Origin of the sequence: Nocardia sp. JMUB6875 (genome assembly GCF_041154655.1) — a bacterium.
GTDB lineage: Bacteria > Actinomycetota > Actinomycetes > Mycobacteriales > Mycobacteriaceae > Nocardia.
In genome coordinates this window covers 13305-38262 of record NZ_BAAFGR010000027.1, presented here as the reverse complement: position 1 = coordinate 38262, position 24958 = coordinate 13305, and the positions used below count along the sequence as shown (strand labels likewise).

25 protein-coding genes and 1 tRNA gene are annotated in these 24958 nt (G+C 67.7%); 11 read left to right on the top strand and 15 right to left on the bottom strand.

What is annotated here, in order from left to right:
• Positions 1-22: 22 nt before the first annotated feature.
• The 6 genes from asnB to ACAM49_RS09700 form a co-directional block, all read right to left on the bottom strand.
• The gene (asnB, locus tag ACAM49_RS09725) at positions 23-1867 is read right to left on the bottom strand and encodes an asparagine synthase (glutamine-hydrolyzing) (RefSeq protein ID WP_369635126.1); all 1845 of its coding nucleotides are present in this window, start codon (positions 1865-1867) and stop codon (positions 23-25) included.
• Positions 1868-2004: 137 nt separating this feature from the next.
• Entirely contained in the window at positions 2005-2868 is an 864-nt protein-coding gene (locus ACAM49_RS09720) for a tyrosine-protein phosphatase (protein WP_369635125.1), read from the bottom strand.
• 171 nt (positions 2869-3039) lie between these two features.
• Positions 3040-3669 carry a hypothetical protein gene (locus ACAM49_RS09715; RefSeq protein ID WP_369635124.1) on the bottom strand — a complete coding sequence of 210 codons (630 nt, stop codon included), beginning with the start codon at positions 3667-3669 and terminating at the stop codon, positions 3040-3042.
• Positions 3670-3838: 169 nt separating this feature from the next.
• Positions 3839-4243 carry a VOC family protein gene (locus tag ACAM49_RS09710; RefSeq protein WP_369635123.1) on the bottom strand — a complete coding sequence of 135 codons (405 nt, stop codon included), beginning with the start codon at positions 4241-4243 and terminating at the stop codon, positions 3839-3841.
• 861 nt (positions 4244-5104) lie between these two features.
• A tRNA-Ile gene (locus ACAM49_RS09705) sits at positions 5105-5178 on the bottom strand.
• A gap of 113 nt (positions 5179-5291) precedes the next feature.
• Positions 5292-5666 (bottom strand): DUF4234 domain-containing protein, encoded by a 375-nt coding sequence (locus tag ACAM49_RS09700; protein ID WP_369635122.1) that lies wholly within the window; start codon positions 5664-5666, stop codon positions 5292-5294.
• Between the two features lie 150 nt (positions 5667-5816).
• Here ACAM49_RS09700 and ACAM49_RS09695 point away from each other — a divergent pair, with 150 nt between their 5' ends.
• From ACAM49_RS09695 to ACAM49_RS09685, 3 genes are all read left to right on the top strand, one after another.
• Positions 5817-6245, top strand: a complete 429-nt coding sequence (locus ACAM49_RS09695; protein ID WP_369635121.1) for a nitroreductase family deazaflavin-dependent oxidoreductase — start codon at positions 5817-5819, stop codon at positions 6243-6245.
• Between the two features lie 176 nt (positions 6246-6421).
• Entirely contained in the window at positions 6422-7453 is a 1032-nt protein-coding gene (locus ACAM49_RS09690; RefSeq protein WP_369635120.1) for a TerC/Alx family metal homeostasis membrane protein, read from the top strand.
• Between the two features lie 4 nt (positions 7454-7457).
• Positions 7458-7943 carry a hypothetical protein gene (locus ACAM49_RS09685; protein ID WP_369635119.1) on the top strand — a complete coding sequence of 162 codons (486 nt, stop codon included), beginning with the start codon at positions 7458-7460 and terminating at the stop codon, positions 7941-7943.
• Positions 7944-8361: 418 nt separating this feature from the next.
• Here ACAM49_RS09685 and ACAM49_RS09680 read toward each other — a convergent pair whose 3' ends face one another.
• The 9 genes from ACAM49_RS09680 to ACAM49_RS09640 all read right to left on the bottom strand — a co-directional run bounded on the left by ACAM49_RS09680 (position 8362) and on the right by ACAM49_RS09640 (position 18766).
• Positions 8362-10089: an SDR family oxidoreductase gene (locus ACAM49_RS09680; RefSeq protein ID WP_369635145.1), complete on the bottom strand. Its 1728-nt coding sequence runs from the start codon at positions 10087-10089 to the stop codon at positions 8362-8364.
• 64 nt (positions 10090-10153) lie between these two features.
• Positions 10154-11263: a 2Fe-2S iron-sulfur cluster-binding protein gene (locus ACAM49_RS09675; RefSeq protein WP_369635118.1), complete on the bottom strand. Its 1110-nt coding sequence runs from the start codon at positions 11261-11263 to the stop codon at positions 10154-10156.
• Positions 11260-12165, bottom strand: a complete 906-nt coding sequence (locus tag ACAM49_RS09670) for a metal-dependent hydrolase (protein ID WP_369635117.1) — start codon at positions 12163-12165, stop codon at positions 11260-11262. Before ACAM49_RS09670 ends, ACAM49_RS09675 begins: the two co-directional genes overlap by 4 nt.
• A 97-nt stretch (positions 12166-12262) precedes the next feature.
• Positions 12263-14128, bottom strand: coding sequence for an amino acid transporter (locus tag ACAM49_RS09665; RefSeq protein WP_369635144.1), 1866 nt, complete (start codon positions 14126-14128; stop codon positions 12263-12265).
• Between the two features lie 213 nt (positions 14129-14341).
• A complete protein-coding gene (locus ACAM49_RS09660; protein WP_369635116.1) occupies positions 14342-15085 on the bottom strand; it encodes an N-acetylmuramoyl-L-alanine amidase in 744 nt (247 codons plus the stop codon).
• A 37-nt stretch (positions 15086-15122) separates the two neighbouring features.
• Complete coding sequence (locus ACAM49_RS09655) at positions 15123-15542, bottom strand: MarR family winged helix-turn-helix transcriptional regulator (RefSeq protein ID WP_369635115.1); 420 nt, start codon at positions 15540-15542, stop codon at positions 15123-15125.
• The gene (locus ACAM49_RS09650; protein ID WP_369635114.1) at positions 15532-16908 is read right to left on the bottom strand and encodes an MFS transporter; all 1377 of its coding nucleotides are present in this window, start codon (positions 16906-16908) and stop codon (positions 15532-15534) included. The genes ACAM49_RS09655 and ACAM49_RS09650 overlap by 11 nt, the downstream gene beginning before the upstream one ends.
• Before the next feature lie 63 nt (positions 16909-16971).
• Positions 16972-17697: a hypothetical protein gene (locus ACAM49_RS09645; RefSeq protein WP_369635113.1), complete on the bottom strand. Its 726-nt coding sequence runs from the start codon at positions 17695-17697 to the stop codon at positions 16972-16974.
• Between the two features lie 79 nt (positions 17698-17776).
• Positions 17777-18766, bottom strand: coding sequence for a zinc-binding dehydrogenase (locus ACAM49_RS09640; RefSeq protein WP_369635112.1), 990 nt, complete (start codon positions 18764-18766; stop codon positions 17777-17779).
• Positions 18767-18986: 220 nt separating this feature from the next.
• Here ACAM49_RS09640 and ACAM49_RS09635 point away from each other — a divergent pair, with 220 nt between their 5' ends.
• The 8 genes from ACAM49_RS09635 to ACAM49_RS09600 all read left to right on the top strand — a co-directional run bounded on the left by ACAM49_RS09635 (position 18987) and on the right by ACAM49_RS09600 (position 24923).
• Positions 18987-19202 carry a hypothetical protein gene (locus ACAM49_RS09635; RefSeq protein WP_040803953.1) on the top strand — a complete coding sequence of 72 codons (216 nt, stop codon included), beginning with the start codon at positions 18987-18989 and terminating at the stop codon, positions 19200-19202.
• 81 nt (positions 19203-19283) lie between these two features.
• The gene (locus tag ACAM49_RS09630; protein WP_369635111.1) at positions 19284-19643 is read left to right on the top strand and encodes a hypothetical protein; all 360 of its coding nucleotides are present in this window, start codon (positions 19284-19286) and stop codon (positions 19641-19643) included.
• Positions 19640-20320: a hypothetical protein gene (locus ACAM49_RS09625; RefSeq protein ID WP_369635110.1), complete on the top strand. Its 681-nt coding sequence runs from the start codon at positions 19640-19642 to the stop codon at positions 20318-20320. Before ACAM49_RS09630 ends, ACAM49_RS09625 begins: the two co-directional genes overlap by 4 nt.
• A gap of 267 nt (positions 20321-20587) precedes the next feature.
• A complete protein-coding gene (locus ACAM49_RS09620) occupies positions 20588-22330 on the top strand; it encodes a sensor histidine kinase (RefSeq protein WP_369635109.1) in 1743 nt (580 codons plus the stop codon).
• Positions 22327-22740 (top strand): roadblock/LC7 domain-containing protein, encoded by a 414-nt coding sequence (locus ACAM49_RS09615; protein ID WP_369635108.1) that lies wholly within the window; start codon positions 22327-22329, stop codon positions 22738-22740. Before ACAM49_RS09620 ends, ACAM49_RS09615 begins: the two co-directional genes overlap by 4 nt.
• Complete coding sequence (locus ACAM49_RS09610) at positions 22737-23090, top strand: DUF742 domain-containing protein (protein ID WP_369635107.1); 354 nt, start codon at positions 22737-22739, stop codon at positions 23088-23090. Before ACAM49_RS09615 ends, ACAM49_RS09610 begins: the two co-directional genes overlap by 4 nt.
• Positions 23091-23106: 16 nt before the next feature.
• The gene (locus tag ACAM49_RS09605; protein WP_369635106.1) at positions 23107-23673 is read left to right on the top strand and encodes an ATP/GTP-binding protein; all 567 of its coding nucleotides are present in this window, start codon (positions 23107-23109) and stop codon (positions 23671-23673) included.
• Positions 23670-24923: a cytochrome P450 gene (locus ACAM49_RS09600; protein WP_369635105.1), complete on the top strand. Its 1254-nt coding sequence runs from the start codon at positions 23670-23672 to the stop codon at positions 24921-24923. The genes ACAM49_RS09605 and ACAM49_RS09600 overlap by 4 nt, the downstream gene beginning before the upstream one ends.
• Positions 24924-24958: the final 35 nt, after the last annotated feature.

Genomic DNA, 24958 nt, shown 5'->3' with positions numbered 1-24958 from the left:
GCCGCTCCGGGGCGCGGCGGGATCAATTCCAGTGCAGGTCGGGTGAATACAGGTCCAGCCAGGTGCCGATGTCGATGGCACGGTCCAGGCCGATGCGGATCTGCGGGGCCATGCGGGCGGGATCGCGTTCCACCGCCCGCAGCAGCCACTCACGGTCGAGGAGGTCGAACAGCGGCGAATCATTGTCTGCCAGGCGTTCTTTCACCAATTGCTGCAGGTTGGCGGCGTAGCCCGGATCCTGTGTGGACGGGTACGGGCTCTTGACGCGCTCCGTGACCGATTGCGGGAGCACGGGTTTCGCCGCGCCGCGCAGCAGGCTCTTCTCGCGGCCGTCATAGGTTTTGAGCGACCACGGGGTGTTGTACACGTATTCGACGAGCCGGTGATCGCAGAACGGCACGCGCACTTCCAGACCCACGGCCATGGACATGCGGTCCTTGCGGTCGAGGAGCTGGCGGACGAAGCGGGTCAGATGCAGGTGGCAGACCGTGCGCATGCGGGATTCGAGGTCGGAGTCGCCGGGGAAGGGATCGACCTCGGCGACCGCTGTCGCGTATTGGTCGGCCACGTACTCGGGCAGGCGGAGCCGCGGACGGAGGTCGGGATTGATGAGTTCCCAGCGTGATTCGAGGGTGAGGGCCGGGGTGGCGGCCAGCCAGGGGAAGGTTCCGGCGCGCAGGGCGGTGCCGTCGTGGAACCAGCGGTAGCCGCCGAAGACCTCGTCGGCGGATTCGCCCGAGAGGGCCACGGTCGAGCGTTCCCGGATCGCGCGGAACAGCAGGTACAGGGAGCTGTCCATATCGCCGAGGCCCAGGGGGATGTCGCGGGCGCCGATGACCGCGCGGCGGATGTCGGGATCGGAGAGTTCGGTGGGGTTCAGGACGACGTTCTGGTGCTCGGATCGCACCAGGCGCGCGACGTCCCGGACGAACGGGGAGTCCGGGGTCTCGTGTAGATCGTCGGGGACGAAGTTCTGCTCCTGGTTCACGAAATCCACCGAGAATGTGCGTAATTGCTCGCGCTGTCGTGTGAGTTGCTGGGCGGCCAGGCCGGTGATCGCGCTGGAATCCAGTCCGCCGGAGAGCAATACGCAGCGTGGGACGTCCGCGATCAGCTGGCGGTCGACGATGTCGGTCAGCAGGTCGCGTACGCCTTCCACCGTCTGCTCGGTGTCGGCCGTATGCTCTTCTGCCGTCAGCCGCCAGTAGGTGCGCTGTCGAATTCCCTTGCGGTCCACTGTCATCACGGTGCCGGGTAGTAGCTCGGACATGCCCTTCCACAATGCCCAGCCCGGGGCCTTGGTGAATGCGAACAGCTCACGCACGCCATCGGCGTCGACCACCGGGCGCACCAGCGGGTGGGCCAGGATCGCCTTGGGTTCCGAACCGAACAGCACCCCGTCGGGCGTCGGGTACACATACAGCGGCTTGATCCCCATCCGATCGCGGACCAGCACGAGCTTCTCGTCGCGCCGGTCCCACACCGCGAACGCGTACATCCCGTTCAGCCGATCCACCACCCCCTCGCCCCACTGGACGTACGCCCGCAGCACCACCTCGGTATCGCTGTCGGTGTGGAATGAGTGCCCCAATCCCCTTAGGTCACCGCGCAATTCGCGATAGTTGTACACCTCCCCCGAGTACACGATCGCCACCTCGCCCCCACCCGCCGCGGTCACCATGGGCTGCGCCCCACCGGGCAGATCGATCACCGCGAGCCGCCGATGCCCGAGCCCCACGTGCTCCCGCACGAACGTCCCCCGGTCGTCCGGCCCCCGGCGCGCCATGGTTTCGGTCATCGCGTCGATGACCTCCGACCGCCCCGTCAGGTCTTGATCGAACGAAACCCACCCTGCAATCCCGCACATGCCGGGACCCCCTGATCGTTAGCAACGAGAACTACCGGCGAATCCGTTGTAACACACCGGAACCTGCGCACACATGCGGCCGGGCAACCTGTCCCAATCGAGACAGGTTGCCCGGCAATCGCCTTCCCGTCAGCGGGTCATTGGATCAGCTTGTGGCGCAGCTGTTCGATGGTGTGGCCGTTGAGACCGAGGCCCTGCTTCAGGTACTTGTCGACCGAGCCGTAATCGGCGATCAGCTGGTCGATTCCGGCCTGCAGATAGGCGCGGTCGACGCCGAGCAGCGGTGCGTAGATGGCCGCGGCGGCCTCACCCTTGGCGGCCTTGATCTGAGCCAGGGTGGCGGCATTGGTGGCCGAGAGGTAGTCGTTGCTGAGCAGGTAGTCGCTCATGATGGTGGCGTCGTCGACGCGGGCGATGCTCTGCAGCAGATAGGCCGCCCAGCCGGTGCGGTCCTTGCCGGCGGTGCAGTGGAACACGGCCGGGCCCTGCTGGTCGGCGAGCTGGGTGAGCAGGTCGGCAAACTTGCCGCGCTCACCGGTGTCGGTCACGAAGGATTTGTTGATGTCCTGCATGAATTTCCGCGCCTCGTCGGGGGATTTGAACGCGGGCATACCGCTGGACAAATTCCCGGAGAAGATCGGGATATTGACGTACGCCGCGCCCGCCGGCATACGATCTGCCTTCTGCGCGATTTCATCGGCGCTGCGCAGATCGAACACCGAGCGCAGATGCAGCGAATTCAACGTCGCCAGGTCGGCGTCGTTGGGCGTCAACGCGTTCGAACGGTAGAAAACACCCTTGTTCAGGTGGTGGCTGCCCTGCGCCTGGTACCCCTGACCGGTTCCGGCGAGATCCCGGAAATTCACCACACTCGCCAGGTGAGGCGCGTCCGCGGACTGCCCCTGATCGGGCTTCGCCGCCGCCGACGGCACCGACAGCGCCGAATGATCGGCGACCACGGAACCGAGGAATGGGGACGCGAGCAGGCCCGCGGAAATCATGACAACAATCCCGCTGCGCCGCACTGAAACTGACACCTGCAAACTCCTGTTCAAGTAGATCGCAGGAGGTATATCGGTGCTGAATGAACCAAAGGCGATCAACGGGCGAACAGTGCGGCGACGCCCCGGCAACTACGGGGCGTCACCACACACGTTGCGGTGTCATATATGTCATGCGGCCGTCGCGTGCCCGATGACGACGTTGCCGTAGGAGTTCTTCGCGTAGACGTGCACGGTCCCGCCGTTCCCCTGACCGACCGGCAGCAGCTGGTTGTGCACCGCACCGTGACCGGCCTCGTGCTCCAGCACCGCCGCGCTACCCGCATGGATCCCGACCACCAGATCACCGGTGGCGGTCTCCAGCTTCAGCACCCCATCCACGGCCTCACCGATGTGAATGTCCCCCTTGCTGGTCTTGGCACTCACCGACCCCAGCGGGCTCTCGACAACAATGTCCCCGAACGCCATCTCCACCTCGGCCTCGCCCAACGCACCCACGCCACGCAACTGCCCCACCCCATCGGTGGCCTTCACCTGCGACCCGGCAGGCACCTCGATGCTCACCTCGACCGACGACTTCCCACCGAACGGCCGCCAGTTCTTCGGCGTCCACACGCTCAGCACCCCATCGACGAACGCAACCTGAACCTGCCCGGCAGCCTTCACATCACCCTTCTTCCCCGCATCTGTCGGCTGGACCGCGACAACGGCATCGCTTCGCTCGGAAGCGATCACGGTGACATTCCCAACCAGCGAATCAACGTTGACGGCGATCGGCCCGGAGGTCTGGAAGGTGTTCATGACATTCTCCTCATTTTCTCGAATCATTTTGTGTCCGAACGCTTCTCGTTCCCACCCTGTCGCGGTCCCGCGCTGTTCATGTGGACTACTTTCACCTCCATCCCTGACAGCGTCCTGACATCCCCCTGACACCTCGACTGACACGACTCCCTTGCACCTCGGTCACGTATCACTCCGGGTAGACAGCGATTTCGATGAGGTTGCCATCCAGATCCCGGCAGTAGTGGGAGACCATCTCGCCGAGTGCACCGATCTTCACGACCGGCCCCTTGGTGATCTCGACACCGCAGCCCAACAGATGATCCCGAACCTCATCAGGCGTGGCGGTGGTGACGAAACACAGGTCCTCGGAACCAGCCGCCTCGACAAGCCCGGTCTCCCAATCAGGGTCATCGACCAACGCCCCCACCGGCCGCAGATTGATCTTCTGATCCCCAAACCTCAGCGCAGTCCGCCCCGCCGCCCCAAACGTCTCCACCGTCATCCCAAGCACATTCGCGTACCAATCAGCAGTAGCGGACACGTCCCGGCAGTTCAAAACGATATGGTCCACCCGCTCAACCCTGAATCCCATGGGCCTCACGGTAATCCCGCCCATGGGGCCCCATGTGCAAGCGACGCGGCGGAACGCCCAAGTGTGCGTCGGGATTTGGCCGATAATCCATTGCATGGGCGCGGATCTGATGGGGTTGGGGATCGCTGTCGTAGGTGTGGTGGGCACGGTGAGTGCGGCTGCCTTGACTCAGCTGGCCGCGCTTCGCGGCAAGCGCATAGACGCTGAGATTCAACGCCTACAACGCAAAGACGAGCGTCAGGAAGCCGTCAGCTTGGCAACGCAGGAGCAGAAGCAGGCACTGTACGCCGAACTCAACACGGCAGCGCGTCACTACCGGACCATCGTCCGCGATCATCTCGCCGACCTGCGACGTGACAGCACGACCCCCATACCCGAGCAGCTCGAACCAGCACGCTCGACGTACCGGGATTTGTTCTCGAAAGCCCAAATGGTCCTGCCAGAACCCGCGCTGGCCGTAGCCGTAGTTCTGAATGACTGCCTCGGCCAGGGCTACAGCGCCCTACGCGCCCTCCACGGTCCAGACAGCCCAACCACCATCGACGAACTCTTAATGGTTCGACGGACCGGTGTCAGCCGGCGTCTGGCTGCAACGCCGAGCCCTACGCACAGATCTCGGCGTGGTGCCCCACGACCCCGAACTCGACCATCGGCTCCAACAACTCGACCAAGAGCGCATCGCCCAATTCGGCACCTCAGTACCGGTAGCAGATTGATCGAGCACGAACATGCCCACCAGGCCAACCGCCCGCCGCCCCGACCTCTCCCCGAACTCCAGGGGCAGTGCGGTATTAAGGTGCCCGACTGTCATCGCGGGCTTTCTTCAGGTCCCGGAGATGATCTCAGGTCGGGCGCTGGGAGTGGGGCGGGCGGGGCTCGAACCCGCGACCAATGGATTATGAGTCCACGGCTCTAACCGACTGAGCTACCGCCCCGGGCCGCGGCTTGCGCGGGCGTCGCGATGTTACCGCGACCCGCCGGGGAATGCCTACTTGGGCGCGGGAACGCGGGGTGTCCTGCCCCGGTGAGGGGGCAGGACACGGGGAGGTCAGGCGAAGCGGGTGGCGATCTTGTTGAGTTCGAGCTGGTAGTAGAGGATGCCGAGGCCGAAGACGAAGTTGAGGAGGAAGCCGAGGACGGGGTTGCAGGTGGGTTCGAGGCCTGCGGCTTCTTGGGACTGGCGGATTCGGGTGCCGGTGCGCCAGAAGCTGATGATGGCGGCGATGCCGGTCCAGGAGAGGAGGAGCATGACCAGGAGGGGGCCTACGACGGGGGCTTCGGGGTCGCGGCGGAGTTCGGCCATTTCCTTGTGGATTTTGTAGTACCAGACGAGGAAGTAGATGCCGAGGGTGAGGAGGGGCCAGACCAGCCACACCAGGACCGGGTTGCGGGGTTTGATCGGGGTGGTCAGGGCGGTGGTCATGCTGATGAATCCTTTTGTTGTGGTGCGAGTTTTGGAGTCTCGGGCGAGGTTGCCAGGGAAACGTATCCACAGGATCGTGATCGAATCGTGAAGCGTTAATGTGGGCGGGAAGCAGGACAATCCGGCGGGACACGACGGCAGGAGCGGGCGATGGCGGGACTGTTCGTGAATGTGCTCAAGGGGCATCAGTGGCTCTACGAGAAGAGCAACGGGGTGGTCGGGCATCGGCTGCTGTTCGGTAACCCGACGCTGTTGCTGCGGACGATCGGGCGGAAGACCGGCCAGGAGCGCACGAATGCGTTGACCTATGCGCGGGACGGGCAGGATTATCTGGTGACCGCGTCCAATGGCGGGTCGCCGCGGCCGCCGGGGTGGCTGGCGAATGTTAAGGCCAAGGGGGACTGCGAGATTCAGGTGGGGACCAAGCGGATTCCGGTCACCGCCACGGCCACCTATCCCGACGATCCGGAGTACGCGCGGCGGTTCCAGCTCGTGGACAAGGTGAATCAGGGGCGGTACACGCAGTATCAGAAGATGACGACCCGGCCGATTGCCGTGGTTGTGCTCACTCCGCGCTGAGGAACGCGTGTCGGGTGGACCCGGTGGGTAAGGGTCGGCTACTCTGTCGGGCTAGAGGGGAGTACTTCCCAAAATCACTCCGGTCAGTACGGGTCGCGCCGTCGCGTCCCCCGGATGGTTGCCCATGGACAGGGTGAAGGAGACCTCGGCTGGTTTCCCATGCCCGAGGAGGTCCCATGAGTCCCACCCTGTCCGTTCTCGCCAGTTCCACCACCATCGACACCGTCGGTACGCCCTGGTTGTGGGGCGGAACCATCGTCGCGGTGCTGGCGCTGCTGATTCTCGACTTCGCGCTCACCCGCCGCCCGCACGAGGTGTCCATGCGGGAGGCGATCGGCTGGACCGTCTTCTATATCGCGCTGCCGGTCGCGTTCGGCGTGTTCCTGTGGTTCAACAATGGCGGCTCCCCGGCCATGGAGTTCTTCACCGGCTATCTGCTGGAGAAGTCGCTGTCGGTGGACAACCTGTTCATCTTCATGCTGCTGTTGTCGGCCTTCGCGGTCCCAGCCGCGCTCGCCCAGCGGGTGCTGCTGTACGGCATCGCCGGCGCGCTGGTGCTGCGCGGCATCTTCATCGCGCTCGGCGCGGCGGCCCTGGCCACGCTGGACTGGGCGTTCCTGCTGTTCGGCCTGATCCTGCTGGTCACCGCGGTGAAGCTGCTGGCCGACGCACTGAGCGGCCACGAGCAGGACGTCGACATCTCCAGCATGAAGTCGGTCCGTCTGCTGCGCCGCTTCTGGCCGGTCACCGACGACTACCGCGGCACCAAAATGGTGGTCACCGAACCGGATCCGACCCAGCCCTCGAAGCTGCGCCGCGCCCTGACCCCGCTGGCCCTGGTGGTCGGCGCGGTCATGGCCACCGACGTGGTCTTCGCCGTCGACTCGGTCCCCGCCGTCTACGGCGTCACCGGCGACCCGTTCCTGGTCTTCGCCACCAACGCCTTCGCCCTACTCGGCCTGCGCGCACTGTATTTCGTCCTGCACGCCGCCCTGTCCCGCCTGGTCCACCTGGCCTACGGCCTGGCCGCCATCCTCGCCTTCATCGGCGTGAAGCTGGTCCTGCACTGGGCCCACGGCATCTGGAGCGGCGTCCCCCAGATCCCGACCGTCGCTTCACTTCTCGTGATCGTGGTGGTCCTGGCCACGGTGACCATCACCAGCCTGCGCGCGACCCGCAACGAGGAAGCCGATCTCGACGTAGCGTGAAGCCATGCTGCTGAACCGTTCCCGGCGTCCACGGCCCGAACAGATCAATCGGGCCGTGGACGCGCTCATCCTTCCGGAGGCCGTGTTCAAGACCTGTCCGTGGGAGCCGCGCGAACTGGTGGAAACCGGTCTGCGGCAATGGCTGCGGTGCTGTGGAGCCGCTATGCGGGACGAGAAGGTGATCGGGATGCCGTCGCACGCGGTGGACGAGGCCTGGCACGGACTCATCCTGTGCACCAAGCGGTATGCCGCGTTCTGTGAGAGCGCGTATGGCCGGTTCCTGCACCACTTCCCCGACGGGGAGGGCACCGGTTCCGGCGATCCGATGGCCGACCAACTGGGACGCACGGTGGTCGCCTGGTCGTTCGTGGCGCGACCGGGCGAGGAATGCGTGCTGTGGGATCTGGACACCGTTGTGGGAGTGGACCATCCGTGGGGCATCCCCTCGGAGCGGGTCCACTCCATCGAAGCGGCGCTGCGGGCGGGCTAGCTACCGCCGCCCCCGCAGCCACCCCCGCCGCAGCTGCTGCCACCGCCGCAGCCGCTGTGTCCGCCGCCGCAGCCGTGGTGACCGTGGCTGCCACCGGAATCCGAGCCGCCGTCGGCCCATCCGCCACCGATGATGCCGCCGCCCCAGTCACCGCCGGCCTCGCCGTAGCCCCAACTCCTGCCGCGGCTCCGGCGAGGACGATCGGGCTCTTTCCGAATTGCCAGCACCAGCAGAAAAACCAGTGCGAGCACAACGGCGACACAAATCATTCCAGCAGCCATGTCGGCCTCCTCCCCCGTCTCGCGGCCCCTCCGACCGCGGGATATAGCCGAAAGCTACGCGGGAGGACTTCGGTACGACAAACCCATTTTCTGGGGGACTCATCATCGGTGTGAGCCCCCGCCGCAATGGGTACCCGCTACGTCAGCTTGACTCGCGCCGCGAAGAAGCGGGCCACCGCCGGGGCGAAGCGGTTGAAACGGTATTGCAGCCACGCTTCCGGGGTTACCGGGACGACATCGCGGCCGCGCTCGACGGCCTTGACGATCTGGGCGGCGACCTTCTCCGGGCCGTAGCGGCGGGCCGCGTAGAGCTTGTCGAAGTGCTGCTGCTTGGCCGCTTCCTCATCCGCCGAAACACCCGAGAAGCGGGTGGTGGCAACGATATGGGTGTGGACGATGCCGGGGCAGATGGTGTGCACGCCGATCCCGCTGCTGGCCAGTTCGGCGCGCAGGCAGTCGGAGAACATGAAGACCGCCGACTTGGAAGTCGAGTAGGCGGCGAAACCACGCTGCGGCGTGTAGGCGGCCATCGAGGACAGGTTGACGATATTGCCGCCCAGGCCGCGCTCGGCCATTGCTTTTCCGAAAGCGCGGCAGCCATTGATTACGCCGTGCAGGTTGATATTGAGCACCCGGTCGAATTCCTCGGCGGGAGTGTCGAAGAAATCACCCGCCGCGCCGACGCCCGCATTGTTGATGAGAATATCGGGCACGCCGTGCAGGCCGATCACCTCGGCTGCGTGCGCGTTGACGGCCTCGGCGGAGGATACGTCGAGCTGGTACGCGTGCGCCGTACCGCCTTCGCGCGCAATGAGTTCCGCGGTCTCCTTGGCCGAATCCAGGTTGATGTCGGAGAGCACCACCTCGGCCCCGCCGCGCGCGAACGCCAGCGCGGTCTCGCGCCCGATCCCACTGCCGCCACCGGTGATCACCAGCAGCTGATTCTCGAAAGGCCGCTGCTCCGAACCGACTTCGGCGCGCCGCAGCCCGCGCGAGGTCTCCCCCGTACGCAGCGAGTCGATCAGCTCCACAGTGGAAGTGGCCAGCAGCTCCGGATGAGAGAACGGCAGCCAGTGCCCGCCGCCGACCTCACGCCGGTACAGGGTGGGCGCGTACTCCTGGGTGTCGGCGTAGCCCGCCGGCCGCACCGCCACATCGCGCCGCGCGATGATCAGCTGCACCGGCACCTCGGTGCGCCGCTCGCGCGGATCGGCCATGCGCTGCAGGATGTTCGCGCGATAGATCCGCATGCCGTCGAAGAAGTCGCGCCGGAATTCCGGCCCGAGCTTGATGTTCTCCGGCGAGGTCTCGTTCATCAGCCCGACGAACCGCGACCACATCTTCTCGGTCCCCAGCGGCTTCAACACCACCCGCGGCACGCCCGGCGTCATGAACAGCCCGGTGTACAGCGAGGACAGCAGCTGCGTGAACGGCCCCCACACCTTGCCGCGCGACAGATTCGACCGCGCCCACGCGCCCAGGTGATCCAGGTTGGGCCCGGACACCGAGGTGAACGACGCGACCCGGCCGACCGCCTGCGGCTCGCAGACCGCCTCCCACATCTCCACCGAACCCCAGTCGTGGGCCAGGATGTGCACGGGCGCATCGGGACTCACCGCATCGGCGACCGCGAAGAAGTCGGCCGCGAAGTGCTCGAGCCGGTAGTCCTCGGTGCGATCGGTCCGGGTGGACCGCCCGTGCCCGCGGGTGTCGTAGGTGACCACGTGGAAGCGGTCGGCCAGCAGCGGCACGACGCGATCCCAGAGGTGATTGTCATCCGGCCAACCGTGCACCAGCACAATGGTTTCCGCTGAAGGCTCACCGTACTCGTACACGGCGATATCGAACTCACCGCTGCGCACCATGCGCTCCGCGGCGGGAATGACGGTGGGGTGATCGGTCACGATCGTCTCCTCGTTGAGATCGGTGCTAGATATCCAGCACCAAACGGTCCCCGCCGCAACGGGATACACAGATAAGCATGTCGCCCGCCGCCCGTTCGGCGTCGGTGAGCACGGTGTCGCGATGCTCGACATCGCCCGCGCGAACCCGCACCACACAGGTCCGGCAGAAGCCCTGACGGCACGAGTACGCGCTGTCCGGACGAACTTTCAGCACTTGCTCGAGCACCGACTTGTCGGCGGGCACATCGATGACCTCGCCGGTGCGGGCCAGCTCCACCTGGAAGGCAGTGCCGTTCACCACGGGCGGCGGCGAGAAGCGCTCGGAATACAGTTCCACGCCGGGCATTTCGCGCACCCGGTCGGCGATCAGCTGGGTCATCACGACCGGCCCGCAGCAGTAGACCGAGGTGTCGGACCCGACCCCCGCCAGCAGCTCCGCGCCGGTGGGAATCCCGTGCTCGTCATCGGTGCGCACGGTCACCCGCGACCCGAACGACTCCACCTCCGACAGGAACGGAACGGTGTCGCGAGACCGCCCCGCGTACACCATGCTCCACTCGACACCCAGCCGATCCGCCATCCGGATCATCGGCAGAATCGGCGTGATCCCGATGCCGCCCGCCACGAAATGCACTCGCGCGGCAGAGGATCCGTACCCGGGCAGCACGAACGGGAACGCATTGCGCGGCCCGCGCACGGTCAGCGCGGTCCCGACGCGCAGCTCATCGTGCACCTCCAGCGACCCGCCGTTGCCCTCCGGAATCCGCCGCACCGCAACGCGATACGCGTGCCGATCCGCCGGGTCCCCGCACAGCGAGTACTGCCGCACCCGCCCCGACGGCAGCTCCAGATCCAGATGCGCACCGGGCCGCCACTCGGGCAGCGCCCGCCCGTCCGGCGCGGTCATGAGCAGGCTGATCACGTCGGTGTCGTGCGCCTCCACCCGGCGCTCGACCACCACCAGCGGAATCCGCCAGTCGTTCACCGGCGCCACCGGTTCGCGTCGATTGACGAATGTGGTCCAGCGCAAACGGCTTTCGGCGATGAAGTCCAGCACCCGGGTGGCCCGGTCGGCCCGCCCCTTGCCGAACAGATCCTGCGGCGGCGCGGTCGGGACCGGTCGCACCGCGCTCACGAGGCCATGGCCCGCGCGGCCGGGGATTGCGCCAGGTAGGCCACCGCCTGCGCGGTCGAGCCGACGTGCTCCGGGCTGTAGCCGGGCGTGAACACCGACAGCGCACTGATCAGCAGCGACGGCACGCCCGGCACCGACCCGCGCCACATGGCCGCGAAGATCCGCATGATCAGCATCGGGTAGCGGTGATTCGGCAGCGACGGGTCGGCGTGCACCAGGAACTTGGTGCCGCGCAACAGCAAGGCGATGAAGATCGGGAAGACCATGATCATGAGCGCCCCGCGGCGCACGTACCCGATCTCGAAGTACTCGGCCACATCGTGCGCGACCATCCGGTGCTCGACCTCTTCGGCCCCGTGCCAGCGGAACAGATCCAGCATCTGCGGGTCGGCGTCGAACCGCTCCAGGTCGGCATTGATGACCCAGTCGCCCAGCCAGGCGAAGAAGTGCTCGAGCGCGGCGATGACACCGAGCCGCTCGACCAGTTGCTGCTGTTGCGCCGCCGGGGTCGCCATCTCGCGCGGGCCCAGCGTCTTGCGGAACAGGAATTCCGCCTGCCGCACATACGGTTCGACATCGATCCCGTGCGCGGCCAGCACCTCTTCCAGCGCCCCGCCGTGGCTCTCGGCGTGCATGGACTCCTGCCCGATGAAGCCGATCATGGCTTCCCGCAGCTTCTCGTCCTTGACCAGTTCGAGGGCCTCGCCGAAGGTCACCAGGAACATGCGCTCGCCCTCGGGCAGCAGCATGCTCAGGGCGTTCAAGACGTGGGAGGCGATCGGTTCCTTCTTCATCCAGACCGGCTCGGTCTTGGACCAATCGAACCGCACATTCCGGGCGTGCAGGGCTACCTCTCCGGGTTCCGTCACCGGTCGGCGGCCCAGCTTCGGAAGTAGCTTCATCGGTACTCCTGGTTTCATATCGCGTTTGCTGCGTGAGCGTAGCAATATTCTACCTGTGTGTGAAACCAGGAGTTACACCTAGATTTTTCGCGCGAAATCAGCTATCGACGTGCACGTGCGGCCGCTGCGACCGGCGCGGAATGGCCCGGCGCAGGATCTCGCGGGTCACCGGCGCGACCTCACCCTCGCCGAAGAACATGAACCGCATCAGGTTGACCAGCGGATTGCCCTCGGTCCATTCGAAGTACACGTGCGGGCACTCGCCGGTCCGGTCCCGGATGGCGATCAGGATGGACGCGATGCAGTTCGGCACGGCCGCGGCCTCGACGGTGAGGATGTGGTAGTCGTCCACGTCCACCTCGGTCACGTTCAGCGTGGTCGAGAACTCCGAAGGGTCCTTCACGATGACCTCGAGGAAGAGAATGGGCTCCTCGTCCGGAATGTGGCTCTCGCGCCGCTGATCGGCCTCCTTCTCCGCGTACTCCTCCGGCGATCGCCCGTCGCTGATGTCATGGGTGACGATGCGGATCTCACCGCGCTCGGCCAGCTGGTCGATCATGGCGCAGGCCTTCTCGTCGAAGACCACCTCGACCGCCCGCAGCTCGAAGGCCCGGCGAACGCGCGAGGCGAACGACACCACCATGATCGCCACCACGAACAGGATGGCCAGGTGCAGACCGGCCGGCTTCTCGATGATGTTGTCGATGGTGGTGTACACGAAGATCACCGACACCAGCCCGAACCCGAACACGCGCGGATACTGCTGCTTCCGCCACGCCGAAATGGTCACGGCCACCGCCGCGGAGGTGATCAGCACCAACACACCGGTCGCGTACGCCGCGCCCTGCGCATCGACACTGGCATCGAAGTACCAGGTGATCGCGAACGACACCAGCGCGAAAACCAGCACCAGCGGCCGAATCTGACGCGCCCACTCGGGAGCCATGCCGAAGCGCGGTAGATAGCGCGGCACTAGATTCAGCAGCCCCGCCATGGCCGACGCACCCGCGAACCACAGAATCGCGATGGTGCTGACGTCGTAGACACTGCCGAAGGCATTGCCCAGATACTCGTGCGCCAGATACGCCAGCGCGCGCCCGTTGGCCTTGCCGCCCTCCTCGAATTCCTGTTCCGGAATCAGGATGGTGGTGATGAAGCTGGTGACGATGAGGAATCCGCTCATGATGAGCGCCGCGGTGGTCAGCAGCTTGCGGGTGCCGATGATGCGGGTGCGCGGATAGTCCGGGGAGTCGGCCGGATTGCCCTTGATCTGCGGCATGACCGCGACACCGGTCTCGAATCCGGACAGGCCCAGCGCGAGTTTGGGGAACACCAGCAGCGCCACCCCGACCATGGCGAAGACATTGCCGTGCTTGGCCGTCAGCAGATGCCCCCAGTCGGTCACCAGATGCGGCGCCTCGAGCACCTTCACGATGCCGACCACGGCGACGACCACGTTCAGCGCTAGGTACGCACCGACCAGTCCGACCGCGATCCCGATGGCCTCACTGAATCCCTTGAGGAACACCGCCGCCAGCAACGCCAGCAGGATCAGCGTGATGGTCATGTTCTGGTCGTGCAGGAACCCGGGCACGTTCGGGTTCTCCACGATGTGGGCGGCGCCGTCGGCCGCCGACAGCGTCATGGTGATGGTGAAGTCGGTGGCCGCGAAGCCCAGCAGCACCAGAATGAAGATCTTGCCCCACCAGTTGGGCAGGAAGTTCGCGAACATGGCGATCGAGCCGCCGCCGTTGAAGCTCTCCTTGGCCACCCGCCGATACACCGGCAGCGCGCCCAGCAGCGTCAGCGCGACCAGCACCAGCGTCGCCAGCGGCGACAGCACGCCCGCGGCCAGCGCGGCGATGCCCGGCTGATAGCCCAGCGTCGAAAAATAGTCGACGCCGGTGAGGCACATGACCTTCCACCAGCTGTGCTGATGCTCCTTGGGCGCCTTCTTGGCCATCGGCCCCTGAATCTGCGAGTGATTCTCACCCGCGTCCTCGAGTAGCCAATTCGCGAATCGCGAGCGCGGCTGTGCCTCGGTCGTGGTCAAGGAGTCCTCCCCGGAACGCTGCAGGTCCGGTTTCCCGAATAGTCCGTAAATGACGTGACGAATGTACTCACGGCAAACCGGGCGCGGTCGCACCCCGCGCCGTGAGTCGTCCGGTCCGATGTGCTAGCCGAGATACCCGGCGATGGCGTTGGCGATGGCCTGCGCGAATCGGGCGCGGCCGTCCGGGGATTCGATGAGGGCGGCATCGCCCGGATCGCGCATATTGCCGCATTCGACAAGGGCGGTCGGCCGCTCGGAGAAGTTGAGCCCCGCCAGATCCGGCCGCGGGTTCAAACCGTCGGAGCCGACGTAGGTGGAAGTGGCGAAACCCGCACCGGCCATGCCGTCGCGCAGCGCGGTGGCCAGCTGCACCGACGGCCCGGCCTGCACGTCATTGAGCGCGGGCGAGGAATAGGCGACATGGAACCCGTGCGCCCCCGCGGGCGCGCCGTCGGCGTGGATGGAGACCACGGCCGCCGCGCCGACCCGATTGCCGAGCGTGCCGCGATCGTTCACACACGGCCCGACGCCGTCATCGCTGTCGCGGCTCATGATCACGCGGTAGCCGCGCGCGGTAAGCAGATCGCGGACCCGCTGCCCCACATCCCAATTGAATTCGTGCTCGGTGTATCCGTCATTGCCGCTGGTGCCGGTGGTGTTGCAGGGCTTCATGCCGCCGCGCCCGTCGGGCACCTGCGCGTTGATCTCGTCGGGATGCGCCCCGCCGCCGCCATTGTGGCCGGGATCGATGACCACGGTCTGCCCCGGCGACGCCGAAACCGGTGTGGCGGTGAGGCTCTGCCCACATGCCGCGATCAGCACAGCCGCGCCGAGGGCCGCCAAGGACTTCCACTGTCGGTGTCGCACGCGCCCAACGATAACGGTTCAATCACGGTGGGGTAAGTCAGTGTTCGAGTTTGCGCAGGATCTCGTGCAGAGTGCGCAGGTCATCGGCCTCGAGGGCGGCCAACTCGGCGGGCACCGGATCCGGCGTGGCGAGCGCCTCGGCCACCATTTCCTGCCCCGCGCGGGTCAGCGAGATCAACTTGGACCGCCGGTTGGTCGGATCGATCTCACGAATCACCAGTCCGCGTTCCTCGAGATCGTTCACCACGACCGTGGTGGCGGGCGCGTCCATGGCGGCCGCCGCCGCCAGCTGCTTGGCGGTCAACGGACCCGGCAGCAGCCGGCGCAGGATGCGAGTCCGGCTGAAGGGCATGCCGGTTCGCTCCACCACCGCGCGCTTCCAACCGTCGCGGGTGTCCATGACCAGGTGGGTGAGCTGCTTCCAGACCTCATCGGTCGTCGGCGTGTCATCCGGCATGAGCGGGGACCTTCTGTTCCAGCAAGGGGGCGACGCGATCTCGCGAACGGTACGCCCAGTCGGTATTGGCGGCGACGCCCAGCGCGGTGACGGCGACGGCGAAACCGGTGATGGTCCACCACAATCCCGCGCCCGTGAGCGCACCACACAGTGCCACACCGAGACTCACGCCGACCTGCCGGCTGGTGGAGGCCACCGCCGCCGCGGCCCCCGCGCGATCCAGCGGCATCCCGCTCACGGCGGTGGTGGTGATGGGCGCGTTCACCATGCCGAAGCCGATGCCGAAGACGGCGAAGGTGATGATCAGCTGCCAGATCGGGGTGTCGGCGTGCAGCAGGGTGAGCCCGGCCGCGGCCAGCGCCATCAGCGTCCCGGAGATGAGCAGCGACGGCTTGGTCCCGTGGCGGCCCACCAGCCGTCCCGACAGCGGCGAGAAGATCAGCATGCCCAGCGCCATCGGCAGGTAGAGCAGACCGGTGTGCACGGCCGAGAAGTGCCGTGTGCCTTGCAGATACAGCGACATGTCGAACAGGAACGCGCCCAGCGCGGCGAACGAGCAGACCGCGATGACGGTGGCCGAGGAGAACGGGAAGCTGCGGAAGAAGCGCAGATCGATGAACGGCGACGGGTGCCGCGCTTCGTGCCAGAGGAATCCGGCGAAGGCCGCCGCCGTGGCCGCGAAGACGATCGGCTTGCCCTCGATCAGGCCGAACACCAGGGTGAACAGCACCGCGATGGCCAGCACCTGCCCGATCGGATCCATGCTGCGCGGATTGGCCGACTTCGATTCCGGCACAAAGATGGTGGTGAGCGCGAACGCGACGGCCACGATCGGCAGATTGATCCAGAACACCGACTGCCAGCCCAGGCTGTCGATGAGCACGCCGCCGACCATGGGCCCCAGCGCGGTCGAGATGCCGACCACCGCGCCCCACACGCCGACCGCCCGCGCCCGTTCGACCCGGCCGGTGAACACGGTCGTAATGATCGACATGGCAACGGGATTCAGCATGGAACCGCCGATGGCCTGCAGAAACCGGGCGCCGATGAGGATCTCGATGGTGGGCGCGAGGCTGCACAGCAGCGAGCCGGCCGCGAAGGTGAGCAGGCCGATGCGGAAGACCCGCTTGCGGCCGAAGCGGTCGGCGGCCGCGCCGGAGAGCATGAGCAGGCTGGCGAGGGTGAGCGTGTAGACGTCGACGATCCACTGCAGCCTCGACAGCGGCGCGTCGAGATCGGTGCGAATGGTCGGGATCGCGACATTCACGATGGTCGCGTCCATGGACGAGATCAGGAGGCTCAGGCAGCAGGTCACCAGGATGATCGTCTTCCGGCGCGCGCTCAGCCCTTCGACAGTTGTAAGCACACAACTATTGTGTGCTTACAACCATTCCGATTGCAAGTGTCCGCGCCGGTGGCGCGGGTCACCTCAATGCCGGGGCGGCGTCATCTTCTCGATCACTCCCCACAGCACGCCCAGCACGTCCTCGGTCTGCTGCTCGGGAGTGCCGTAGGTGTGGGCGGACACGGTGAAGCCCGGACCGAAGGAGGCCGAGGCGACCTCGGGATCGCCCACATCGGCCCAGCCCCATTTGGTGCCGAGCACGTGCGGCAGTTTGGCGGTCCCCCAGTCCTGGCGGGTGCCGTCGGCGGCCTTGTCCGCCGGTTCCTCCATCCAGGCCAGGATCGGGCTGTCCGGTTCGTCGCGGACCTTGGCGGCGAGGAAGTCCGCGACATCGGCGGTGCTGGTGGTCGAGAACTCCCAGCCGCCGGCGCCGTGGGTGGCGGTGAGGCCGTATTCGGCGGCGACGGCGTCGATGGCCTTCGGGTACTTGGCCTCGAGCCGGTCCGCCGCCGCGTCGTCGGACTTGCGGATCATGCGCTCGCACAGCTCGCGGTCGGCGTCCGAGCCGTCGCCGTGGCGCAGCGCGTAGTCGGCGATGAAGAGCTTCGAAATCGACAGGGCCGCACGCTCTTCGGTCTCGTTCTCGGTGCCCCAGCCCACGCCGGGCACGACCGAGCGCACCGAGATGGAGGTGCGGGAGGGCACCTGCAGCGGCTCGATATCGGTGGGCCGCGGCTGGCTCGCGCTCGCGGGCCCGCTCAGGAACGCCCCCGCGACAAGCGCCCCGATCACGCCGCTCCGCAAGCCCATCGCCACCTCCGTATCGCGTTCCGCCCAGTCCACTGTGCGGCCGGAGACTGGGCGGTTGTTCACGACACGCCGAACTCGGTCAGACCGTGAGGATGGTGCGGCCCACGGCGGCGCGGGATCCGATGGCGGTGTGCGCGGCCGCGGCCTGATCCAGCGGGAAGGTCTGGCCGACGACCACATCGAGCCGTCCGGCCGCGGCCTCGGCCTGCGCGCGGTCGTGCAGGGCGCGCCAGTCGGTGTCCGGGGTCGCGATCTCGAGCAATGGCACGACGGTGATGCCCTGGGCGGCAACGGCTTCCGCGTCGACGGCGGCGAACCCACCGGCCGAGTTGCCGTAGGCGATGAGCAGTCCGCCGGGCGTCACCGCCGACAGCGCTGCGCGCCCGATCTCCCCGCCAGCGCCGTCGAGGACCACCTGCACACCACCGGTCCGTTCCCGGACCTTATCTGCCCAATCGGCCCGCGAGTAGTCGACGACCTCGTCCGCGCCGAGCCGTTGCGCCAGTGCGAGTTTCGCCTCCCCGCGCGCGGCGGCGACGACCCGGGCCCCGGCCGCCCGGGCCAATTGGATGAACAGCGTGCCCAATCCGCCCGCGGCGGCGGTGATCAGCACCCACTGGCCGGGTTCGATCGCCGCCCGATCGGTGACGGCCAGCGCGGTGCGCCCGTCGTGGGCGAGGGCCGCGGCCTGCACGAAGCTCAGCTCGTCCGGGACGACGGCCAGGGTGTCGACCCGGGCCAGCGCCTTCTCGGCGTACCCGCCGATCGGCAGCCCGCCGCCGATTCCACTCGCGGCCGTCGGGGTCGCCACCCGCTTGCCGATCCAGCTCGAATCCACCTCCGCCCCGACCGATTCGACGGTCCCGGCCACCGCGCCGCCGGGCACGAACGGCGGCTCGACCGGGAAGAAGTTCGCGGCCCACCCGCTGCGCAGGGTGGTGTCCAGGAACATGACGTCCGCGGCCGCGACCGCCACCACGACCTCGCCGGGACCCGCGACCGGATCCGGCGCCTCGGTCACCGCCAGCACCTCGGGCCCGCCGAATTCCTTCGCCTCGACCACTCGCATGTCATTGCCTCCCTACCGCTTTCGACGAACCGTTGCTGACACCAGCCTCGAACCTCGACATATGTTGAGGTCAAGCGCGGCGGTGCGGATTCCTCTCCGAGCGAACGTGGGATGAGTCATTTTCGAGGCAAGCAGCCTTGACTTCGACTCATCAGACCGCCTAGTTTGGATGCCGTGGCGAGACCCGCCACCCATCCCGGGGACAACGAAAGGTGCCTCCATGCCGACCCCGCTCCTGGACGAGCTCCGCGAAGCCACCCGCGCCCGCGAGGCCGCCAAACAGGCCGCGCAGGCCGCCGACGCCCGCTGGCGCGACAAGATCAAGAACGCCACCGCCGCCGGCGAGCGCGTCTTCCTCATCGCCAAGGCCGCGGGCGACATCACCACCTCGCGGGTGTACCAGATCCGAGACGGCGTCCGCACCGGCAGCCGCTAGCCCGTCCGGGCCGCCGCACCCCAACTCTGAACTTGCGCGCCGTGCCCCGAACCTGGTTCGGCCCGTGCGAGAATCATTGGCGTGCATGATCAGCTGAAGCAATGGGTCGAGGAGCTGACCGGTGGGGACAGCACTCGGGCCATGGCGGTGGTGACCGGAATTCCGCAGGCCACCCTGGCGCGGCATCTGGCCCTGGCCACCCCGCCCGTGGAGACGCTGATCGAGATCGCCCGCGCCTACAGCGCGAATCCGGTGGAGGTGCAGGTGGTCGCGGGGATCATCACCGAGGCCGAGGCGCAGCGCGCCGGATCCGGTAGCGCGATCCGGCAGGCGTCGACCCGGCAGTTGCTCACCGAGTTGCTGCGCCGGGAGAAAGAGGCCGAGGACACGCCGCGCGGAAAACCCACTCGCGGGGAGGCCGGCGCGAGGCTGTTCCGGTGAGCAATATCCTCCCGATCCTGGCCGCGGTGCTCTGTCTCGCCGCGGCGGCGGCCCGGCTGCCGCGGTGGAAGACCCCCGAATCGCGGCCGTTCACCATCGGCATGCTGCTGCTCGCGGTATGGGCGGTGCTGCGCACCCCGGCCATCAATGGCTCGGCCAATGAGATGACGCTGCCGAGCGGGCATTTCGAGGGATTCTCGGGATTGGTGGCGGATCTATCGCTGGTCGGGGCCGGGGCCCTGATCGGGGTGACGGTGGCCGAAGCGTGGGGGCGGGTGCTGCTCAAGCGCGCGTTCTATATCGGGCTGGCCGCGGTGGAAGCCGCGATGCTGCTCACCTACTCCCCCGTGCGGCCCTCGCACGTGACCCTGCAGACGCACAACTGGTTGCTGGCGCTGTCGGGCCTCGCGGTGAACGCGGCGGTGCTGACGGCCTCGGTACTGAGCTATCGCAGCGTGCCGGTACGGTTCCGATTACCGTTGGCGCTGTTCATGTTCGGCGGCCTCAGCGGCGTCACGCTGGCGGTGATCCGGGTGGTGACACTGCTGCGACCGGCGGGGCCGCAGGTGAATTCGTGGTCGCCGATCGTGAGCATCCCGATCTTCGGATTCGCGCTGGGATCGCTCATCGCCAGCCGGCGCATGCGCGCGCAGGAACACGAGGACATCGACGCTTGAACCGCCCGCCCGGCCACCGGGACCGGCGTTTGCCAGCGGCTTCGCGCTCGGGTAGCGCGGCCCGGCCGGTGGGCTTATGCTCGTGCCCGCAGATCCGAATCCGCTTGCCGGTCCGCGCATTTGGCGTGGCCTCGCACGCGGGCACGGTCGGGGGCATCGGGGCGCTCGCCCCGGTGGAGTAGTGCGGAAGTGCGGAGCGTGTCGGAATCAGTGAATCCGCCGAGCGGGGAGCCACAGGCCGTTCGGAGTCAGCGTCCGTTTTTCCCGATGCCGGCGGGCCTATGGGCATTGCTCGCGGGCTCGTCGGTCTCGACCGCGGCCGTCGTGGCGGTCGCGGTCTTCTTCGCCCCGAGTGACTTCCGGGTACCCCTGGCCATCGGCGCGAGCGTCGCGGCGCTGGCGTTGACCGCCGCGGTCACCGCGGCCGCCTACTACCGGGGCCGGATCGGCCAGGCCCGCCAGGAGGCGCTGGCCTACAAGGCCCAGGCCGATGCCCATGTGGCCGCGACGATCTCCACCGCGCAATCGCGAATCGCGGAGTCGGAGGCCAGAATTCACAGCCTGCAGGAGCAGGCCTCCGAGCGCGCCCGCGCGGCCAAGGAGAACGAGAACCGCCGCGCCGCCGCCATGGCCGCGTTCGCCGGGGCGGCGGGCCGCATGCAGGCGATGAGCACCAGCATGCTGGCGGAACTGCGCGAGATGGAACATCGGCACGCCGACCCGAAGGTGCTCGCCGACCTGCTCGAACTCGACCACCGCACCGCGCAGGCGGGCCGCCTGGCCGACAGCATCGCGGTCCTCAGCGGTGCGCGCTCGGGCCGCCGCTGGGCCAAACCCATTGCCATGGAATCGATCCTGCGCGGGGCCATGGGCCGGGTCGCGGGCTATCAGCGGGTGCGGCTGCGCGCCGTCACCGAGATCGCCATCGCCGGGCACGCCGCCGAGGGCGTCATGCACGCGCTGGCCGAGCTGCTCGACAATGCCTGCAACTTCTCCCCGCCGACCACCGAGGTGCACGTCTACGCCGCCGAGGTGCCCGCGGGCGTGGTGATCACCATCGAGGACAGCGGCCTGGTCATGAGCGAATCCGCCCTGCGCCGAGCCGAATCCGCGGTCTCCCGCGACCAGGGCGCCGCCGACCTCTCCTCCCTCTCCGGCACCCGCCTCGGCCTGGCCGTCGTCGGCCACCTGGCCCGCAAACACGACCTCACCGTCAGCTACCGCCCGTCGGCGATCGGCGGCACCGCCGTGGTCGTGGTGGTTCCGCGCGAACTCACCACCCGCCTGGAACGCAATACCGGCACGCTTAGCCGCATCACGCCGTTGAATACCGGCTCCACACCCACCGTGCTGCCTGGCTCCGCCGAGCGCGGCCTTCCCCCGCGGTCCGCCGAACCGGTGGCCGAGATCGCGGCCACATCGGCGAATTCGAGCGCGGCGGCGAATCCCTTCGGCGAGGCGCTACCTCGCTCCGCTCCCTCGCCGACAGTGAGCGAGCCGCCCGCCGCCTCTGCCAGTCTCGACGAAATCGCCCGGCACGCAGCGGCTTCCGGCAGTCTGCCCAAGCGCCGTCGCGGCAGCACCCTCGCGGCGGTGCACCCGGACGGCCTCGCCGCGCCGACCGCTCCTCCCCCGCCACGCCCGCCGACCTCACCGAACTCGCTGGCCGCCTTCCAGCGCGCGGTCAACGGGCGCGACGACAGCACCGCCCCCGAGGCCGCGTCCCTGACCAATCTCGGATCGACACCGGCCACGCCCGCTGCGCCGACGCCCGCCGACAGCCCCTTTCCCTCTGCCACCCAGGCGATTTCACACCCCGCCGACAACACGACCCTGCTCCCGTCCTCGCTGCTGGACGCGGTTCGGCGCGGCGAGTTCCGCGAGAAGGCCCGGGCCGCGAACTATTCGACCGGCGAGCACCGCGTCGTGCCGCCGGACGGCAAGCCTCGCCGTGACTACGACACCGGCTCTTTCCCCGCCCCTACTGCCCCTTCGGAGACCGATCGATGACAGCGTCCGCGACACATTTGGGTTGGCTGTTGGAGCAATTGCTGGTGCGCACGCCGCGTGCGCGGCACGCGCTGCTGCTGTCGGGCGACGGGCTCAAGATCTGCCATACGCCCGGACTCAGCACCGACAGCGCCGATCAGCTGGCGGCCATTGCCGCTGGGATGCAGAGCCTTTCGCACGGCGCCTCGGTGGAGTTCGGTGACGGTCGCGGCGGTGTCCGCCAGTCCATGACCGAGTTCTACGGGGGCATCCTGTTCATCGTGGAGGCGGGCGTGGGCGCGCACATCGCGGTCGTGGCCGCGGAGGACGCCGACGCCGGTCTGGTCGGCCACAATATGCGCGAGCTGGTCGAGCAGCTCGGCGAGCATCTGGCGGCCGCGCCCCGGGTCCGGGGAGCGAGCGTGCCGTGACCAGGCCAGACGAGGATCCGGATCGGCTGTACACGCTGACCGGCGGCCGCAGTCGACCGGATTCGGACGCCTTCGATCTGGTGACCCTGGTCGTCAGCGAATGTGATCCGGTGCGCGGCATGCAATCCGAGCACGCCGCCATCCTCGATATGTGCCGTGCCCCGACCGCGGTGGTGGAGATCGCCGCCGAACTGCGCCTGCCGGTCGGCATCACCACCATTCTGCTGTCGGACCTGCTGCACGCGGGCAAGATCACGGTGCGTCATCCGGATCACGCTTCGCGGCAGTGGAATTGGGTGCCCGACACCTCCACGCTCGAAAAGGTGCTCGTTGGACTCCGCAAGCTTTGACACCCGCCCGTCGCGAATGGACGCGCCCCTGCACCCCGATGCCCGCCACGGCCTCAAGATCGTGATCGTGGGCGGCTTCGGCGTCGGCAAGACCACCATGGTCCGCTCGGTCTCCGAGATCCGCCCGCTCGACACCGAGGCCACCATGACCCAGGTCGGCCAGGGCGTCGACGATCCCACCCCGGTGCCCGGAAAGTCCACCACCACGGTGGCTTTCGACTTCGGCCGGATCACCATCGACACCGAGCACGTGCTGTACCTGTTCGGCGCCCCGGGCCAGGAACGCTTCTGGTTCCTGTGGGACCGCCTGTTCACCGGCGCGCTCGGGGCGATCGTGCTGGTCGATCAGCGCCGCATCGCCGACTCCTGGTACGCCATCGACCGCCTGGAACACCAGCGCACGCCGTTCATCGTGGCGTGCAACAACTTCGGGCCCGGCTCGGCTCTGTCCGATGTCCGCGACGCGCTGGACCTGGACCCGCACATCCCGCTCATCGAATGCGATGCCCGCGACCGCGAGTCCTGCAAGAACGTCCTGATCACCCTGGTCGAGTACCTCTACCACCCGGAGACAGTGCAATGACCACGCCCGGAGCCACCTGCCCCGTGCCGCACGGAGTCGTCCCGCTCAGCGGCCCCCGCTTCCACACCGACCCGCACGCCCTCTACCGTGAGATGCGCCGCGACCACGGCGCGGTCGCCGCGGTCGAACTGCTCGGCGGCATCCCGGCCTGGCTGGTGCTCGGCTACCGCGAGATGCACCAGGTCACCAACTCCCCCGAGCTGTTCCCCCGCGATGTCAGCCTGTGGAACCAGTGGCCCAATATCCCCGCCGACTGGCCGCTGCTGCCCATGGTCGGCCCGCCCATGCCGTCGATCTACTTCACCGCGGGCGCGGAACACCGCCGCCATCTGGCCATGGTGGAACCGGCCCTGGAATCGGTGGACCCGTTCGAATTGCGCCGCGTCTGTGAGAGTTTGGCCGACCGGCTGATCGACGCCTTCTGCGGCCGCGGCGAGGCCGACCTGGTGGCGGACTTCGCCGAACCGCTGCCGGTGCTGGTGCTGGCCTGGCTGCTGGGTTTCCCGGATTCCGAGGGCCCCGGTCTGGCCCGCACCATCAAGGCGCTGGCCGACGGCGGCGCGGACGCCATTGCCGCGCACGGCCGGTTCATGCAGTACATGCAGCACCTGCTGGCCATGAAAAGGGCCGCGCCGGGCGATGATCTGACCACCCGCATGCTCTCGTACCCCGCTCAGTTCACCGACGAGGAGTACGTCAACGACCTGATGGCCGTCACCGCCGCCGGTCACCTGCCGACCGCCGACTGGCTGATCAACTCGGTCCGCCTGATGCTCACCGACGACCGTTTCGCCGCGGCCCTCGGCGGCGGCCGCCGCAGCGTCGATCAGGCCATGAACGAGGTGCTGTGGGAGGACGCCCCCACCTCGATCCTGGCGGGACGCTGGGCCGCGCGCGATACCCGCTTGGCGGACAAGACGATTCGCGCGGGCGACATGCTGCTGCTGGGCCTGGCCGCCGCCAATACCGACCCGCACGTGCGCCAGGCCGTCGGCGATGCCGCCACTCACACCGGCAACAGCGCCCATTTCGCGTTCAGCCACGGCGAATACCGCTGCCCGTTCCCGGCGCAGCAGATCGCCGAGACCATCGCCCGGACCGGTATCGAGGTGCTGCTGGACCGGCTGCCCGACATCGACCTGGCGGTGCCCGCACAGCACCTGGTGCGGCGACCCTCACCGTTCCTCCGCGGAATGACTTCTCTCCCTGTTGTTTTCACACCTGTTCGCGCTCTCGGAGGTTTCCAGTGAGTTCCGCATGCCCGCATGCCATCAGTATCGATCCG